The organism is Acinetobacter sp. 24-47-39 (assembly GCF_056783825.1).
Window position 1 is genome coordinate 98,672 of sequence record NZ_JBWYIP010000007.1, and the last position, 16,747, is coordinate 115,418.

General features: G+C 38.6%; 14 protein-coding genes. 8 read left to right on the plus strand and 6 right to left on the minus strand.

The features are described 5' to 3' along the window. Positions 1-19 precede the first annotated feature (19 nt). From AC1M9C_RS08025 to tig, 4 genes are all read right to left on the minus strand, one after another. Positions 20-772, minus strand: coding sequence for a DUF2846 domain-containing protein (locus AC1M9C_RS08025; protein ID WP_481953499.1), 753 nt, complete (start codon positions 770-772; stop codon positions 20-22). A 138-nt stretch (positions 773-910) separates the two neighbouring features. Then, positions 911-2,221 carry an ATP-dependent protease ATP-binding subunit ClpX gene (gene clpX, locus AC1M9C_RS08030; RefSeq protein ID WP_179998657.1) on the minus strand — a complete coding sequence of 437 codons (1,311 nt, stop codon included), beginning with the start codon at positions 2,219-2,221 and terminating at the stop codon, positions 911-913. Positions 2,222-2,254: 33 nt separating this feature from the next. After that, a complete protein-coding gene (gene clpP / locus AC1M9C_RS08035; RefSeq protein ID WP_035265270.1) occupies positions 2,255-2,866 on the minus strand; it encodes an ATP-dependent Clp endopeptidase proteolytic subunit ClpP in 612 nt (203 codons plus the stop codon). A 192-nt stretch (positions 2,867-3,058) separates the two neighbouring features. Then, positions 3,059-4,390 (minus strand): trigger factor, encoded by a 1,332-nt coding sequence (gene tig, locus AC1M9C_RS08040; RefSeq protein WP_481587580.1) that lies wholly within the window; start codon positions 4,388-4,390, stop codon positions 3,059-3,061. Positions 4,391-4,655: 265 nt separating this feature from the next. Here tig and AC1M9C_RS08045 point away from each other — a divergent pair, with 265 nt between their 5' ends. From AC1M9C_RS08045 to AC1M9C_RS08075, 7 genes are all read left to right on the plus strand, one after another. Further along, positions 4,656-6,869 carry a TonB-dependent receptor domain-containing protein gene (locus AC1M9C_RS08045; protein WP_481953500.1) on the plus strand — a complete coding sequence of 738 codons (2,214 nt, stop codon included), beginning with the start codon at positions 4,656-4,658 and terminating at the stop codon, positions 6,867-6,869. A gap of 273 nt (positions 6,870-7,142) precedes the next feature. After that, the gene (locus AC1M9C_RS08050; protein ID WP_481953501.1) at positions 7,143-9,434 is read left to right on the plus strand and encodes a TonB-dependent receptor; all 2,292 of its coding nucleotides are present in this window, start codon (positions 7,143-7,145) and stop codon (positions 9,432-9,434) included. A gap of 64 nt (positions 9,435-9,498) precedes the next feature. Next, positions 9,499-10,182, plus strand: a complete 684-nt coding sequence (locus tag AC1M9C_RS08055) for a Fe2+-dependent dioxygenase (RefSeq protein WP_481596278.1) — start codon at positions 9,499-9,501, stop codon at positions 10,180-10,182. Between the two features lie 318 nt (positions 10,183-10,500). Continuing rightward, complete coding sequence (gene leuA, locus AC1M9C_RS08060) at positions 10,501-12,198, plus strand: 2-isopropylmalate synthase (protein WP_481953502.1); 1,698 nt, start codon at positions 10,501-10,503, stop codon at positions 12,196-12,198. Positions 12,199-12,299: 101 nt separating this feature from the next. Then, positions 12,300-13,460 carry a homoserine O-succinyltransferase MetX gene (gene metX, locus AC1M9C_RS08065; protein WP_481953503.1) on the plus strand — a complete coding sequence of 387 codons (1,161 nt, stop codon included), beginning with the start codon at positions 12,300-12,302 and terminating at the stop codon, positions 13,458-13,460. Next, on the plus strand, positions 13,460-14,053 hold the full coding sequence (metW, locus tag AC1M9C_RS08070) for a methionine biosynthesis protein MetW (protein WP_092766759.1): 594 nt from the start codon (positions 13,460-13,462) through the stop codon (positions 14,051-14,053). Before metX ends, metW begins: the two co-directional genes overlap by 1 nt. Continuing rightward, positions 14,050-14,640 carry a tetratricopeptide repeat protein gene (locus AC1M9C_RS08075; protein WP_092766758.1) on the plus strand — a complete coding sequence of 197 codons (591 nt, stop codon included), beginning with the start codon at positions 14,050-14,052 and terminating at the stop codon, positions 14,638-14,640. The genes metW and AC1M9C_RS08075 overlap by 4 nt, the downstream gene beginning before the upstream one ends. Positions 14,641-14,682: 42 nt before the next feature. Here AC1M9C_RS08075 and AC1M9C_RS08080 read toward each other — a convergent pair whose 3' ends face one another. Then, positions 14,683-15,138, minus strand: a complete 456-nt coding sequence (locus AC1M9C_RS08080; protein WP_481953504.1) for a GNAT family N-acetyltransferase — start codon at positions 15,136-15,138, stop codon at positions 14,683-14,685. Between the two features lie 94 nt (positions 15,139-15,232). On the opposite strand from AC1M9C_RS08080, the gene rdgB reads away from it, so the two are divergent. Next, a complete protein-coding gene (gene rdgB, locus AC1M9C_RS08085; protein WP_481953505.1) occupies positions 15,233-15,862 on the plus strand; it encodes an RdgB/HAM1 family non-canonical purine NTP pyrophosphatase in 630 nt (209 codons plus the stop codon). Here the strand turns inward: rdgB and AC1M9C_RS08090 are convergent. Then, positions 15,859-16,734 (minus strand): AEC family transporter, encoded by an 876-nt coding sequence (locus AC1M9C_RS08090; protein ID WP_481953506.1) that lies wholly within the window; start codon positions 16,732-16,734, stop codon positions 15,859-15,861. The two genes, rdgB and AC1M9C_RS08090, sit on opposite strands and share 4 nt — an antisense overlap. Positions 16,735-16,747: the final 13 nt, after the last annotated feature.

The following is a 16,747-nucleotide window of genomic DNA, read 5'->3' on the forward strand; positions in this document are numbered from 1 at the left end:
CCTTTCTGCTGAATCAGAGTTACCATGTGCGTGGATCATATATCTTAAAAGGTTCTGTTAAGCGCACATCATCACTGGCTTTATATTCTTTATTTTTAATTTTTTCTTTTGATTTTTGCAATGTTCCGTTCGGTTGAATAACGGCAACATAGTTAAGCCCAGGCGTTTTCAACTGAGTCATGCCAATTTCTCTTAATGCCTGTTTTGTTGGCATTTGCATTAATGGTCCAACTCTGAGGAGATCTTCACTACCATTTGGTCCACCTCGAAACTGTTCTTCTTCATATTTTAAGAAATACTGCTGCCCCGCTTTAACACTAAAACTTGCAACCAAAGGTTTTTGAAAATGCATCACAGTTAAAGGTCGACTGATACTAAGTTGATAATCCCCTTCCGCCAGCTCTATCCAATAATAATGATTGCTGATTAAACTCGGAATGCGCTTACCATTTAGAAAAAAACTCGGTGCAATAATTTCCTGACGATTCCACTTACTATCAGGACGGTACAGATACAACACTGCGGCTTGCTGATGTTGAGGTTTTACACGGCTGAAAAACTGTCCTGGTTTTTGATTCACCCATGAGCCCAGATCAAATCCTGCAACTTTATATTGATCTAGCTTCTGAGATACAAAAGATTTTTTCTCACTAAAATCTACCGGTTTTAACGTTGAAACCACATGAGTTTGATTATTTTCGTTAAGCCCTTTATGTGTCTGGCATGCCACAAGAAACAGACTCAAAGCACATACTGCTACGGTTGATCGCATGATTATCCCTCATCACGAATACTTTTTATTCTATGTCATATTTTTGTCATCGTTAGATTATCATCTCAATCCGAGATTAAAAACAAAAAACGCGCAAAAAGTGGGACTTTTTACGCGTTTCAGATGAATTACAATCAATTAAGCAGATTTAGTATCTAAAATCTTTAAATCGACCTTTTCTTCAACTTGTTGTTCTTGTTTAGGTTGGCGCTCAGCTCGATATTCTGGTTCAGCATTTTCATTGATCACAGCTTCGTTGATCACAACAGTACCAATATCAGAGCGACTTGGTAAATCGTACATCGTATCGAGCAAGACGTTTTCAAGAATTGAACGTAGACCACGAGCACCTGTATTACGCTCAAGTGCTTTTTTCGCAACTGCTCGCAATGCTGAATCTTCGAACAATAGATCAACATCTTCCATTTCGAACAAGTATTGATACTGACGCGTTAATGCATTTTTTGGTTCAGTCAAAATTTGCATTAATGCTTCTTCGTCCAATTCTTCGAGCGTTGCAATCACTGGCAGACGACCAATGAATTCAGGGATTAAACCAAATTTCACAAGATCGGCAGCTTCTACCTGACTAAATAATTCAGATAACTTCTTAGAGTCATCTTTAGTCTTCACGTCAGCAGTGAAACCAATTCCACCTTTTTCTTGACGCTGTTGAACGACACGCTCCAAACCAGAGAATGCACCACCGCAGATGAACAGGATATTAGACGTATCAATTTGAATGAACTCTTGCTGTGGATGCTTACGCCCACCTTGAGGTGGAATTGAAGCTACCGTCCCTTCGATCATTTTTAAAAGCGCTTGTTGAACACCTTCACCTGAGACATCACGTGTAATTGAAGGATTTTCAGACTTACGGGTAATCTTATCGATCTCATCGATATAAATGATACCCTTCTGTGCTTTCTCAACATCGTAATCTGCTTTTTGTAGCAATTTTTGTACGATATTCTCAACATCTTCACCAACATAACCAGCTTCAGTTAATGTCGTTGCATCAGCCATCGCAAATGGGACATCTAATAAGCGCGCTAAAGTTTGTGCCAATAAAGTCTTACCCGAACCTGTTGGTCCTATGAGTAAGATATTGCTTTTAGCAAGTTCTACACGATCTTCTGACTTTGCAGTAGATTGAGTCACTTTAAGACGTTTATAGTGGTTATATACCGCAACAGAGAGCGTTTTTTTCGCAGTGTCTTGACCAATCACATATTGATCTAAAGCTGCACGAATTTCATGCGGCTTAGGTAATGGACGAGTTGCCCATTCACCAGTTTCGACTTGCTGGCTCGTCTGAACTAAATCTAAGCATACATCTACACATTCATTACAAATGTAAGCGTCCTCGCCTGCAATGAGTTTACCCACTTCAGACTGCGTTTTACCGCAAAATGAACAATGCTTTTGTCCTTGAGGATTTTCAGACATCTTCACTCCAAATAAATTTCTATGCTTTACAGCTTAAAGTTGCGGACGTTTCGTTAAAACTTCATCGACCAAACCATATTCTTTTGCAGCTTGAGCGGTCATAAAGTTATCACGGTCTGTATCACGTGCAACAGTTTCGTAATCTTGGCCACTGTGTTCAGCCATTAGACGGTTCAAACGCTCTTTAATAAATAGAATTTCACGTGCATGAATTTCAATATCTGAGGCTTGACCACGGAAACCACCCAATGGTTGGTGAATCATAACACGAGCGTTTTCCAAGCAGTAACGTTTACCCTTAGCACCAGCATTCAATAAAAAAGCGCCCATTGATGCCGCTTGGCCCATACAATACGTCACGACATCTGGTTTGATGAATTGCATCGTATCGTAAATTGCCATACCCGCAGTCACTGAACCACCAGGTGAGTTAATGTACAAATGAATATCTTTTTCTGGGTTCTCAGCTTCTAAGAACAACATTTGCGCAACGATTAAGTTCGCCATATTGTCTTCAACTTCACCCGTTAAGAAAATTACACGTTCGCGTAAAAGACGCGAGAAAATATCAAAAGAACGCTCACCACGAGATGATTGCTCTACGACAACTGGAACCAAAGCATTATCAATTGTTGGAACATACATACGTTATTTATTCCTGAATTTTTTGTCACTCAATACATTTTCACAATATGAGGGATAATTGTCGAAAATGCAAAATATTCACCATTAAATATCAGATATTTTTTAATTAGGCTTTGTGAATACAGGACAAGTTGATCCATATTTTTTACAAGAAAAAAGGCGCGTTAAGCGCCTCTTCCTTCGGATAACCGATTAGCCTTGTTGACGAGCTTGTTGTTCTTTCAACAATTCTTCATAGCTAACAGCTTTATCAGTTACTTTAGCAGACGCTAAGATGTGATCTACAACTTGATCTTCTAAAACAACAGCTTCGATTTGTGCACGTTGTTGCTTATCATTTTTGAAGTATTCAATAACTTCTGTAGGATCTTCATAAGAAGTCGCCATATCTTCGATATAAGCTTCTACACGTGCTTGATCAACTTCAATTTTTGCTTCAGCAAGAATACTGCTCACCAAAACACCTAATTTTACTGATTTTTCAGCTTGCTCTTTGAATAATTCATCTGGAAGCATGCTTGAATCAAAAGCTTTAGCGCCTTGAGCACCAAACTGTTGAGTAAACTGTTGAATCATTTGTTGACGTTGACGGTCAATTTCTTGAGACAACATAGATGCAGGCACTTCGATTTCGTTTGCAGCTACAAGCGCATCAAAAGTTGCACCTTTCACTTGATTACGAAGACCGTTTTTCACTTCACGTTCCATATTTTTGCGAACGTCAGCTTTTAACTTCTCAACACCTTCTTCTTCAGTTAAACCAAAGATTTTTAGGAATTCAGCATCTACCTCAGGAAGCTTTTGTTTTTCAACAAGCTTAACTGTGATTTTGAATTGAGCTGATTTACCTGCAAGGTTTTCTGCTTGGTAATCTTCAGGGAAAGTCACATCAATTACTTTCTCTTCGCCTTTCTTCATACCAACGATACCGTCTTCGAAGCCAGGGATCATACGACCAGAACCTAGTACAAGTTTGAAGTCTTCAGCAGAACCACCTTCAAATTTTTCGCCGTCAATAGAACCTTCGAAATCAAAAGTAACTTGCATGTCTTTTTTAGCCATGCCTTTTGTTTCAGTCCAAGTCGCGCGTTGTTTTTGAAGATTTTCGATCATTTGATCCACATCTTTATCATTTACTTCAGTAGATTTACGTTCAACTTCTAAACCGTCAAACTTAACTGAAACTTCTGGGTAAACTTCAACAGTTGCTTCATAAACTAAAGCATCTTCTTTGTTTTCAACTTTTTCAATGTTAGGCATGCCTACAGCATTGATTTTCTCTTGTTGAATTGCTTCGAATACTGTGTCACGAATAACATCATTTACCACTTCTTGGTAAATGCTCGCGCCGTATTCACGACGAACAACATTTAAAGGCACTTTACCTGGACGGAAGCCGTTGATCTTAACTGTTTTAGCAGTACGTTTTAAACGAGCTTCGAATTGCTCATTAACACGGCTCGTCGGTACAGATACATTTAAACGACGGGCTACGCCCGAAACCGCTTCAGAAGTTACTTGCATGGCTTCCTCGATATAGAAATAGTAATTGCAATTTTTAAAGTGCCACATTATATGACAACAATCAAAGATATACAAAATACCTTTTTCAAACCATCTTTTTTATAAACCTGAAAATATTTTTTTGCTCACAAGGTTTGACCATATTCAATTCATATTTCTTAATTATTGTTTGTTTTTTATTGCAAATGATAAAGTTTATCATTAATATTTGCATCAAATTTGATCATGCCCTCAAGCATCACTCATACCAGCGGAAGAACATAATATGAGTAAGTTTAAGCTTCAACCTCTTACAGTTGCATTATTCGCTTTGTCTAGCGGTGTAACATTTGCAAATACCACAAATGAAAATAGTGCTCATCAACTTTCTACAATTGTCGTTTCTGCTGCGGGTTTTGAGCAGGATATTAAAAATGCACCTGCAACTATTACTGTTTTGACTCAAGAAGACTTTAAAAATAAGCGAGTTAACTCTGTTGCTGATGCGCTTGCAGACGTTGAAGGTGTAGATATTAGTCCTACTGCCGGTAAAACAGGTGGTCTTAATATTCGTATGCGTGGTATGGATTCTGAATACACGCTGGTGTTAATTGATGGTCGTCGTCAAAATTCAGTGGGTAGTATTACACCTAATGGATTTGGTGAATCTAACAATAATTTCATACCTCCTATTTCTGCCATTGAACGTATTGAAGTGATTAAAGGTCCAGCATCGACTTTATATGGTTCAGATGCAATGGGTGGTGTAGTTAATATTATTACAAAAAAAGTATCTAATGAATGGACAGGTGCCGTTACTTTAGATGCCACAGTTTTACCGAAATCATCTGAATTTGGAAACCAACGAACTGTAGATGCGTATGTATCTGGGCCTTTGATTCAAAATAAATTGGGCATTCAATTACGTGGTCGATACAATGAAAGAGACCAATCAAGTATCAGTTATACAAATGCTACTGGTGCTGAAGTTGAATTAAGTCAAGGGAATAACCCGACTAAGTCAGATTTAGGTACTATCGGCACTCGTCTTACTTACACCCCATCTGATGATCATGCAATTTCTTTAGAATATGAGCAGACTGAGCAGTGGTATGACAACAGTAAAGGTCAACTGGGCACCTTGGGCGCCGCAGGTGGTTATGATAAATCACAAGAATATAACCGCGAAAAATGGGCTGCCATCCATGAATGGAAAAGTGACATAGGCCAGCTTGATTCAAGCATTACCCATAATACCACTGAAACTTTAGGTCGATTATTACCTGCACGTATGCTTCCTTTAGAAAATGGTAGCCTCACAAAAAATTATGTACCTCGTCTGTTAGAAAGTGAAGATTTAGTTGTAGACAGTAAGTTTTCAACTGACATTATTGATAAGCATAAACTTGTGATTGGTGCTCAGTACTGGGATGCCACGATTACAGATAATCTGCGTACAAACCAAGATGTCTCTTTTGAGCAGTATGGATTATTTGCTGAAGATACTTGGTCAATTTTACCTAACCTAGCATTAACAGTTGGTTTACGTTATGACGACCACAGTACTTTTGGTGATTTTTTCACACCGCGTGCATATTTAGTATGGAATGCGAATGATCAGTGGACGGTTAAAGGTGGCTATTCTGAAGGTTATAAAGCTCCTCGATTAGAACAACTCGTTGACGGTATCCACAACGTTGGCAGTCAAGGTAGAAGCCCAAGCTTTGGTAATCCAAACTTAAAGCCTGAGACAAGCGAAAATCTTGAACTAGGTTTCCACTTCGATGCACTTAATGGCTTTACAGCGAATTTAACTGGTTTCTATAGCAAAATAGATGACAAGATTATTTCTGGCGATGCCGAATTTAGATGTGGCGCAGCACGCGGTTCAGCTCCTCAATTAACCGATGCTGAATGTAATCAGTATCTGATTGACCGTGGAACAAACTGGGCTATTCAATCAGGAGATAGTTGGAGTATTAGTCGTAACATAAATGCAGAAGAAGTAGAGTTGTATGGCATTGAATTTGGTTCTCAATGGCAACTCACTGATAATGTTAAGTTAGGCGCAAATTATACTTGGACACAATCTGAAATCACCAAAGGCGCAGATAAAGGCCTTCAACTTAATGACACGCCTGAACATATGATTAATGCCTCTATTAATTGGAAGGTAGCAGAGAATGCTAATCTTTGGGCACGCGGGGAATATCGCTCAGAAAAGAGTCGCTATTTAGGTCAATCTCCTTTGGAGGGTGATGAGAAAATTATTCAGGATGCTTTAGGCGACTATAAGGCCTATGGTTTGCTACATATCGGTTCCAACTTCCAAATCAATGACAATTGGGACTTAGGTGTTGCGCTTTACAACGTATTTGATAAAAACTTTATCGAATATAATTATCTTCCTGATGTAAGTAGCACAACAAAGTATTACAACAGCTATTCAAATACTCAAGAAGGTCGTCGTGTACAATTAAGTACAACTTTTAAGTTCTAAGCAAATTTTTTTTAAAGACCCTGCGCTAGCAGGGTTTTTTATTTTAATAAAATAAAATTCCCTATTAAAAATAGCCATACAAAAAAGTAGAAACTTTAATTTTTCCAATATTATTTAAATTCATTTACTTATACATAAAATATTACATTATTACATTTAAGCTTCCGTTATTTAGTTTAACTTAAATCGCAAATATCAATTTTAAGACCCGTTCAAGCTAAAAAAGAATCATTATTATTCTCAACCTGAAAACAAATTCATATCAGGTTGAACATGGCCTTTATCACGACACGTAAAAAAATCGTTTCATCTGCTATAGCAACGTCATTGGCTGTTATTTCAGGTCAAACTTTTGCACAAGAAGATACAGCGCATTTAGAAACAATTAAATCAGAGGCTCAATCAGAGCAGTCATTTAAAGTCGACAAATCCTCAAACGCCAAATACGTTGCTCCCCTACTAGATACCCCCAAATCAATCTCTGTTATTTCTCAAAAACAGATACAAGATACTCAAGTGACTACGCTGTCTGATGCTTTAAGAACTGTTCCAGGAATTACACTTGGTGCGGGCGAAGGTGGCAACCCAAATGGTGACCGTCCATTTATCCGTGGTTATAACTCTGAAAGTTCAATGTACGTTGACGGTGTGAGGAACTCTACTTCTCAAAACCGTGAAATGTTTGCAGTCGAGCAGGTTGAAGTCACCAAAGGCTCCGCCTCTACTTTAGGTGGTGGAGGTTCTACGGGTGGTAGTATTAACCTAATTTCCAAATTAGCCAAATCTGGAGATGCTTTCCAAGGCTCTGTTGCTGGCGGTACTGATGCTTATGCACGTATCACATTAGATGCAAATAAAGATTTTGGGAATGGTATTGCGACTCGTGTCGTGGCAATGGGTCACCAGAATGAAAAAGCGGGACAACATAATGGCGCTGAATATGAACGTGCTGGTATTGCACCAAGTATTAGCTTTGGGTTAGACACGCCCACTCGAGCGTCACTAGCCTACTACTACCTAAAGTCTGATGATAAGCCAGATTCAGGTATTCCATATAAATATGACACTGACAAAAAAGCGACCGTCGGCTCACCCGTTGATGTTAAACAGGGTACATACTACGGTTGGTTAAATCGTGATTTTCAAAAGCAAGAAAATCAAAGTGGAACCCTTAAGCTAGAGCACGATTTTAGCGAAAATCTAAGCTTGATGAATACTGCTGTCTATAGCAAATCAAAAAATAATTACTTATGGACTCAACCAGATGACAGTCAGGGCAACGTCGCAAATGGAAAAGTTTGGCGTCGTCTAAATACCAACCTAACAACCACTGACAGTTTTACAGATCAACTCGCATTAACAGGTAAACTCCAAACAGGCATCATAAAACATAATTTCAATTTGGGTGCTGAATACAGTAAACAAGATTCTGAACGCGGCACAAACATTGTAACCGACCCTAATACCACGTTAATAGGCGGTAGTGGTGCTAATAATGCATGCTCATTAAATATTTCAAATGGTTGGTGTACTGATCTTTATAACCCCAATTCGAATGATGCTTGGCTAGGTAAAGTTCAAGCTAATCCAAATGTCATGAAGATTAAATCTGAAACACAATCAGTATATGCCCTAAATAATATTGAGCTTAATCCTCAGTGGCTCCTTGACCTTGGTATTCGCTGGGATGAATTCGAAACTGAAATGAAATACAATCAAGATACTGGTTCAGGCACTTCAGCAATTCAAGCAGGAACAAAATATAATTCAAAACACGATTTCTTCAATTATCAAGCTGGATTAACCTTTAAACCAAGAGAAAATGGATCAATTTATGCAAGCTATGCGACTTCAGCTAATCCCGTTGGAATCGATGCTGGTAATGGTTCAGAAGGGTTAAGTGTCCCAGGACGCAATACAACTGATGCACAAGCAAGAGCAATTAACAACCTCAAACCTGAAGAAGTCAAAACCTATGAAATCGGAACCAAATGGGACCTTTTGAATAACAGAATTAATCTTACAGCTGCTATTTTCCGTACAGAAAAAGAAAATACTCGCGCTTTAGATAGTGATGGATTTACAAGAAATATTGGTGAGACACGTGTTGATGGCGTTGAATTAGGCTTAAACGGCAATATCACAAATAAATGGGCTTTATCTGCAGGATACACATATTTAGATAGTGAAATTGTTGATGCAGGTTATGTCAAAAATAGCGATGGAAGTTATTCGGCTAGCCCAACTAATGGTAACCAAGTCCAAAATGTCGCAAAACACTCTGCCACTTTGTGGACAACTTACCAAGTTCTCCCTAAATTACAATTAGGTGCTGGTGTTTTAGCTATGGATCGAGTGTATGGAGATGCTGCAAATACCAAATTTGTACCAGGCTATGTTCGTTATGACGCCATGGCTCGCTATCAAGTAAATTCAGATATTGATCTTCAATTGAACATCAATAATCTCTCAGATACACGTTATTTCACGAAAGCTTATGCTTCACATTATGCAACTGAAGCTGAAGGTCGAAATGCTGTATTGTCTTTAAATTTCAAGTTTTAATTTCATTTCAGCATAGCTCTATACGAGCTATGCTTTTCATCACCTAAAGCAGTGAGTGATCGTAGTGATTCATCATATTCCAAATATTCTAAGCCCCGAACAAGTTCGATATTTTCGTGAAGAAATGTCTAAAGTAGATTGGGTCAATGGAAAGGTAACAGCTGGAACACTCTCTGCAACAGTGAAACATAATCAGCAACTTTCTAATGATCATCCCCTGACCAAACATCTAGGTGATATTATTTTAGAATCCTTAGGTCAACATCCTTTATTCTTATCAGCAGCAATTCCACTAGATATCATCCCCCCTCTGTTTAATCGCTATGAACAGCATCAATCATTCGGTTTTCATGTCGACAACTCGATTCGCAGAGTTCAAGGCTCACAAGAACGCTTGAGAACAGATTTATCTTGTACCTTATTCTTGAGTGATCCGCACGAATATGACGGCGGTGAATTAGTCATTGAAGATACTTATGGATATCACGAAGTCAAACTCCCTGCAGGAGATTTGATACTTTATCCATCTACTAGCTTACATGAGGTTACTTCTATCCAATCGGGTTGTCGCTTGGCATCATTTTTTTGGGTACAAAGTATGATTCGAGATGATTCAAATCGACATATGTTATTTACTTTAGATCAATCTATTCAGCAACTTCGTATGGAATTAGGAGATCAACATGAGCAAGTCATCAAACTCACGAGCCTCTATCACAATTTAATTCGAAAATGGGCAGAACTATAATTTATTTTTCATAGTTAATTTTTATAATGAAATTTATTATTAAATGATTATTCTATTGTGAAAAAAAATTTCACATTCATCATACTTTGATCTAAAACAGGGAATATTTCTCTTAAAGATCGCACTATAATAAAAGAAAGAATTTACAAGCACTGTGACGGTATAGCTAAGCTCTATATATTCAAAAGATTTTTAGAGAATTCAGCAAAATGATGCAGTAAGCCACTTGTAAATTGATAGAATAGACACAATCGATATAAATAGCGCAGTGCCTTTACACAAGACCCAAGCATGTTGTGCTATGAAAGGAGTTATCTCATGATGTTGGCTGATCCAAGCAAAAAATACCGTCGCATGTACCAACGTGTAGACTTACCTGACCGTCAATGGCCAAATAACGAAATTAATAAAGCGCCAATTTGGATGAGCACCGACCTTCGTGACGGTAACCAAGCTATTTTCGAACCAATGAACATTGAACAAAAGTTCAAAATGTTCCAAATGTTAGTGAAAATTGGTTTCAAACATATCGAAATTGGATTTCCATCTGCCTCACAGATTGATTTTGACTTCACCCGTAAATTGATCGAAGAAAATCATATTCCAGATGATGTCTATATCGAAGTATTAGTTCAAGCTCGTGATCACTTGATTCAACGTACATTTGAATCATTACAAGGTGCAAAACGTGCAATTGTGCATATCTATAATTCAAACTCACCAACATTCCGTCAAAAAGTATTGAATGTTGATGTAGCGGGTGCGAAAGCCTTAGCGGTGAATGCGGCTCAAAAAGTGAAAGAATATGCAGCGCAATATCCTGAAACTGAATGGGTGTTCCAATACTCTCCTGAATGCTTTACCGCGACTGAATTAGAAGTTGCAAAAGATGTCTGTGATGCAGTCACTGAAATTTGGGATGCTCGCCCAGATAATAAAGTTATCTTGAATTTACCCGCGACTGTTGAAGTTTCTGGGCCTCATGTTTACGCTGACCAAGTTGAATGGATGCATCGCAACTTACAACGCCGCGACGGTGTCATTATTTCTGTACACTGTCACAATGACCGTGGATGCGGTATTGCAGCATCTGAGTTAGCGATCATGGCTGGTGCTGATCGTGTGGAAGGTTGTGTATTTGGTAACGGTGAACGTACAGGTAACGTTGACGTTGCAGCGATTGCATTAAATATGTATACCCAAGGTGTCGCTCCAAATCTAGATTTTTCAAATATTAATGAAATCATTTCTACTATTGAAGAATGTACAGGTTTACCCGTTCATCCACGTCATCCATATGCGGGTGATTTAGTATTTACTGCATTTTCTGGCTCACACCAAGATGCGATTAAAAAAGGCTTTGAGTTCCAGAAAAACGAAGAAATTTGGGATATGCCTTACTTACCAATTGATCCTAAAGATTTGGGACGTGATTATGACGCAGTCATTCGTGTCAATTCACAATCAGGTAAAGGCGGTATCGCATACTTGTTAGAGTCGAACTACAACGTCGTATTACCACGTCGCTTACAAATTGAGTTCTCGCAAGTCGTACAACAGGTAGCTGACGAAGAAGGCGTAGAAGTTTCTGCTGAGCAAATTTGGAGTTTATTCCAAAGTACATATGTAAATCAAAAAGATAAACATTATGTCGCGAAAAACTATCGATTATCTGATGAAAATGGTAATCAAGTCATTGAATTAGATATTGAAGTCGGTGGTCAAGTTCAACATCTACGTGGTGAAGGCAACGGACCAATCTCTGCAATTTTAGATGCTTTACAGTTGCCAATCGATGTTGTGAACTATGAAGAACGTAGCATTGGTTCTGGTGCAAATGCTAAAGCGTTGGCACTAATTGAACTTCAAGTCAAAGGTACAGGTAAATCAGCATTCGGCGCTGGCGTACATGACAACATCGTGACTTCATCTATTGAAGGAATTATTGCATGTACAAATCGTTTAATTGATCAAGGTGTTTTGAGCACAGATCAAGTGATCGCTGCGGCAGTATAAATATTAGCAATAATATTTAGCACGAAAATGACTTTAGAAGGATACCCTCAAGTGGTATCCTTTTATTTATTCATACTTAAGATTTTAGGCGAATTTATCCTGTGTCTTTTCCAGCTGACTCAGTGGGCATTGTTGTTCCACAAAAGTTCCAATTTGAAGAACCACTCGCATTAGAATGTGGCCGCGTTTTACCACGTTTCGAATTGATGGTCGAAACTTATGGCACACTCAATGCAGATAAATCTAATGCAATTTTGATCTGCCATGCGCTTTCTGGTCATCATCATGCTGCTGGTTATCACCATGAAGATGATAAAAAAGCAGGTTGGTGGGATGCTTGTATTGGGCCAGGCAAAGCAATTGATACCAATACATTTTTTGTGGTGGCATTAAACAATATTGGTGGTTGCAACGGATCAACAGGACCAACCTCCCCAAATCCTGAAAATGAAAATCGTCCTTATGGTCCAGATTTTCCATTAGTGACCGTGCGCGATTGGGTTAAAACTCAAGCAATGCTGTCTGATCGTCTTGGTATCACTGTTTGGCACTCTATTATTGGTGGCTCTTTGGGAGGCATGCAGGCACTTCAGTGGTCTGTAGATTATCCTGACCGATTAAATAATTGTGTCATTATTGCCAGTGCACCTAAACTTTCAGCGCAAAATATCGCGTTTAATGAGGTCGCGCGCCAATCCATTTTGTCTGATCCTGATTTTCATCATGGTCGCTATTTAGAAAAAGATAGCTATCCTAAACGTGGTCTTATTCTAGCGCGGATGGTCGGTCACATTACCTACCTTTCTGAAGAAGCCATGAAACAAAAATTTGGTCGTGATTTAAAATCTGGCAAATTCATGTATGGTTTCGATGTTGAATTCCAAGTTGAAAGTTATCTTCGCTATCAAGGTGAACAATTTAGTCGTAACTTTGATGCGAATACCTACTTGATCATGACTAAAGCTTTGGATTACTTCGATCCTTCTCGTGAGTATGAACAATCTTTAGTTAAAGCAATGTCGAAAACCAAATGTAAATTCCTTGTGATTTCATTTACTACGGATTGGAGATTCTCTCCTTCCCGATCTGTTGAGATTGTGGATGCATTGATTACCAATCATAAGCCTGTGAGCTATGTTGATATTGATGCAGAACAAGGTCATGACTCGTTCTTGTTCCCTATCCCTTTATATGTCAAAACTTTAAGAGCTTTCTTAGGTGGTGTAGACCATCTTGCTTCAACCCCTAAGGAGACCGTGTAATGCGTATTGATCAGAAGCTTGCAGAAAAATGGATTAAACCTGATTCAAGCATTTTAGATCTTGGTTGTGGCGATGGTGAATTACTGGCTCATATGAGCAAAAAGCACAACATTCGTGCATACGGATTAGAAATCGATCAAGAAAAGATTGCAATTGCAGTCAGTCGAGGGTTAAATATCATCCAACAAGACTTGAACCTCGGTTTGGGACGCTTTGCAGACCAGTCATTTGACTATGTTGTCATGGCACAAGCTTTGCAAGCTGTAGATGCACCTGATGTGCTTTTGCGCGATATGGTGCGTGTTGGGAAACAAGCAATTATTACTTTTCCTAACTTTGCACACTGGAAAACACGCTCTTTCCTTGCTTTAAAAGGGAAAATGCCTGTTTCGGATGCCTTACCCTATATGTGGTATAACACTCCAAATATCCATCTGTGCACGTTTAAGGATTTCGAAGCACTTTGTGCTGAGAATCAAATTAAAATTATTGACCGTTTAGCCGTGAATGGGAATCAACAAGGGAGTTTGCTCAGCAAGCATATCCCGAACTTGTTTGGCGAGGTCGCGATTTATCGAGTGAGCGCTCTATGAAAAAGTTATTCTTAGGTACTTCATTATTTCTAGGGTTGTTGAGTTTCCAAGTTCATGCAGATTATGTACCTCAACAACCATCAACTTCTGCACTAGCTGCACAGTATTCACGTATGCCTGTATCGGAGCTGCAAAAAGCTGCTCGAGCAGGCCAACCGGCTGCCCAGTTTTATTTGGCAACACATTATCAACATGGTAAAGATGTTGCTAAAGACCTAAAGCAAGCTTTCGTTTGGTATAAGGCAGCAGCCGATCAAGGTATTTCATCTGCTCAGCTGAATGTGGGTCGTATGTATGCTGACGGTATTGGTGTTGCTAAAAATGAAACCTTAGCTCGCCAATACTTCGAAAAAGCAGCAAGTCATGGTGACAATCGTGCAAGCTTCAATTTAGCCGTTATGGAAGAGCAAAAGAAAAACTATATGGGTGCTTACCAATGGTATGAGCTTTCTACACGTGATGGCATGTTAGATAATAAAGTGATCAATATGTCTGAGACAAAAAAGACGGCTTTGGCTGCTAACCTGACACCAGAACAAATTCGTACTGCACGTGATCGTGCTGATCAATGGATTCAAAGCCGTTAATCACGCTTATAAGTTTGAAGAAAGCACCTATCGGTGCTTTTTTTATTCCATCATCTTCTTCATTCTTATGAATTTCATATCTTCGAATATTTCCACTTCACTCTGTGAAGTAAAACCTAATTTTTTATAAAAATGAACAGCCCCTATATGCGCATTGACTGTTATGGATTGGATCTCCATTTGAGTTAATTGATCTAACACACAATTAAATAAATGAGTTCCAACGCCTTGAAATTGTAGATTTGGATGAACAAAAAAATGAAAAATATGGGCGGGTTGTTTGTAAGCAATCACCCCCACAAGCGACTGCTTTAATTCTGCAACAAAGTATTTTATCTCTTGATGATTGATGTGCGATACAAGAGCTTCTTTTGAAAATAGGGACTTACTTTTTGGTATTTCATCAAAGTGATTCAAAGCGAAAGCAATACAGAACGCAATATTTTCAGCATCCGCGATCTCTGCTTGACGAATATGAATGCTATTTAAATTTCTCATGTTTAATGATTGGTTATTTTAAAGATGAGTTCATCTGTATCATCGCAAATATCCGTTAGAATAGCTTCAAATTTGAAACAGAAAGTGATTCAATATGGCGTCTAAAGATTGGTTAGATCAAGGTACTTTGGTTTTAGCGAGTAACAATAAAGGGAAAATAGCTGAGTTCGAAAAGTTATTTGAAGAATTAAAACTCCCTGTTAACGTTGTGCCTCAAGGACAACTGAACATTGAGGATGCGGTGGAAGATGGGTTAAGTTTTGTAGAAAATGCCATTATCAAAGCACGACATGCCTCTAAGATTTCGGGTAAACCAGCTATAGCAGATGACTCAGGTATTTGCGTCCCTGTACTTGGTGGTGCTCCTGGTATTTACTCTGCACGTTATGCTGGTGAGCATGGCGATGATGCTGCCAATAATGCTAAATTACTGGCAGATTTAGCACCATTACGTAACAATGGTGACGTAATTGAAGGGATGTTTGTGTGTGTACTCGCCTTAGTTCAACACGCCGAAGATCCTTTACCTCAGATTTTCCAAGGAATCTGGAAAGGTGAAATTTTGGAAGTAGCACGTGGCGAAAATGGTTTTGGCTACGACCCACTGTTTTGGCTACCTGAACTCAATATTAGTAGCGCTGAAATGACCAAAGAAGAAAAAAATAAGATCAGTCATCGTGGTCAAGCCATGCAGTTATTCAAAGCAAGCCTCGAAACGAACTAAATGATCAGTCCATGATAAAGCATGGCAAATAAACCAATTGTCATGCAACTTACGATGGTACCCGCTGCGATATTTTGGGCTGAAACGCCTGTTCCTGAATAATGGGTTTCTAAAGCAACAATATTCGCTGCGGGTGGTAATAAAAAAAACATAGACATCAGTGCAATAACAACCAGTTCGTGAGGAATCGGTAGAAGGAAATAGGCTACCGCACAGCACACAAAACCAAATAAAAATTTAATCAAAGCAAGTTTCAAACTTTCAATTAAATCGCACAAGTGAATTTTTACTTGAGATAACCACATCCCAAGGATACACATCCCTGTAAAGGTCATTAACCACTTATCCAATATATACAATGATTGAATCATTGCATTCTGCTGAAAATGACTAACATTCCATAACGAAAGAAAACCAGCAACTAGTAAAGCTAAAATCGGTGGAGAGAAAGTCAATTTTCTCAAAATCTCCATCGCAGACTGCTTTTCAGCACTTAATACGGTCACTGCACAAATATTACCAAAAATAGAGCCTCCGACATAAAGTGCAACCATAGGACTAGATGCTTGCGCACCAAAAATAGCGAATGCAAATGGAAAGCCGAGCCAAGCCATGTTGAGGTAACTGGAACATAAGGAGACTAATTTGTCTTTTGTACGGTAATAAACAAATAAATAAAGCAAAAATGAAGCGATAAAACTAAATAACATCAACCATATACTGCCCTCTTGATAAAACACCATATTGTAAATAATGATGAGAGGAATCAGCACTTTCGCCAACAACATCGCCATAAAGGGACGAATTTTTTTTAAATATTCTACGCCAAAATAGCCGATCAGAAAGGAGACTAGTGGAAGTAGAAGAACCATATTAAATATGAAA

What these genes read in the sequence shown, in the direction of transcription:
- leuA (WP_481953502.1), top strand. Translation starts at nt 10,501, where the DNA reads ATGATGTTGGCTGATCCAAGCAAAAAATACCGTCGCATGTACCAACGT.
- AC1M9C_RS08080 (WP_481953504.1), bottom strand. Translation starts at nt 15,138, where the DNA reads ATGAGAAATTTAAATAGCATTCATATTCGTCAAGCAGAGATCGCGGAT.
- AC1M9C_RS08045 (WP_481953500.1), top strand. Translation starts at nt 4,656, where the DNA reads ATGAGTAAGTTTAAGCTTCAACCTCTTACAGTTGCATTATTCGCTTTG.
- tig (WP_481587580.1), bottom strand. Translation starts at nt 4,390, where the DNA reads ATGCAAGTAACTTCTGAAGCGGTTTCGGGCGTAGCCCGTCGTTTAAAT.
- rdgB (WP_481953505.1), top strand. Translation starts at nt 15,233, where the DNA reads ATGGCGTCTAAAGATTGGTTAGATCAAGGTACTTTGGTTTTAGCGAGT.
- AC1M9C_RS08075 (WP_092766758.1), top strand. Translation starts at nt 14,050, where the DNA reads ATGAAAAAGTTATTCTTAGGTACTTCATTATTTCTAGGGTTGTTGAGT.
- clpP (WP_035265270.1), bottom strand. Translation starts at nt 2,866, where the DNA reads ATGTATGTTCCAACAATTGATAATGCTTTGGTTCCAGTTGTCGTAGAG.
- metW (WP_092766759.1), top strand. Translation starts at nt 13,460, where the DNA reads ATGCGTATTGATCAGAAGCTTGCAGAAAAATGGATTAAACCTGATTCA.
- clpX (WP_179998657.1), bottom strand. Translation starts at nt 2,221, where the DNA reads ATGTCTGAAAATCCTCAAGGACAAAAGCATTGTTCATTTTGCGGTAAA.
- AC1M9C_RS08090 (WP_481953506.1), bottom strand. Translation starts at nt 16,734, where the DNA reads ATGGTTCTTCTACTTCCACTAGTCTCCTTTCTGATCGGCTATTTTGGC.
- AC1M9C_RS08050 (WP_481953501.1), top strand. Translation starts at nt 7,143, where the DNA reads ATGGCCTTTATCACGACACGTAAAAAAATCGTTTCATCTGCTATAGCA.
- AC1M9C_RS08025 (WP_481953499.1), bottom strand. Translation starts at nt 772, where the DNA reads ATGCGATCAACCGTAGCAGTATGTGCTTTGAGTCTGTTTCTTGTGGCA.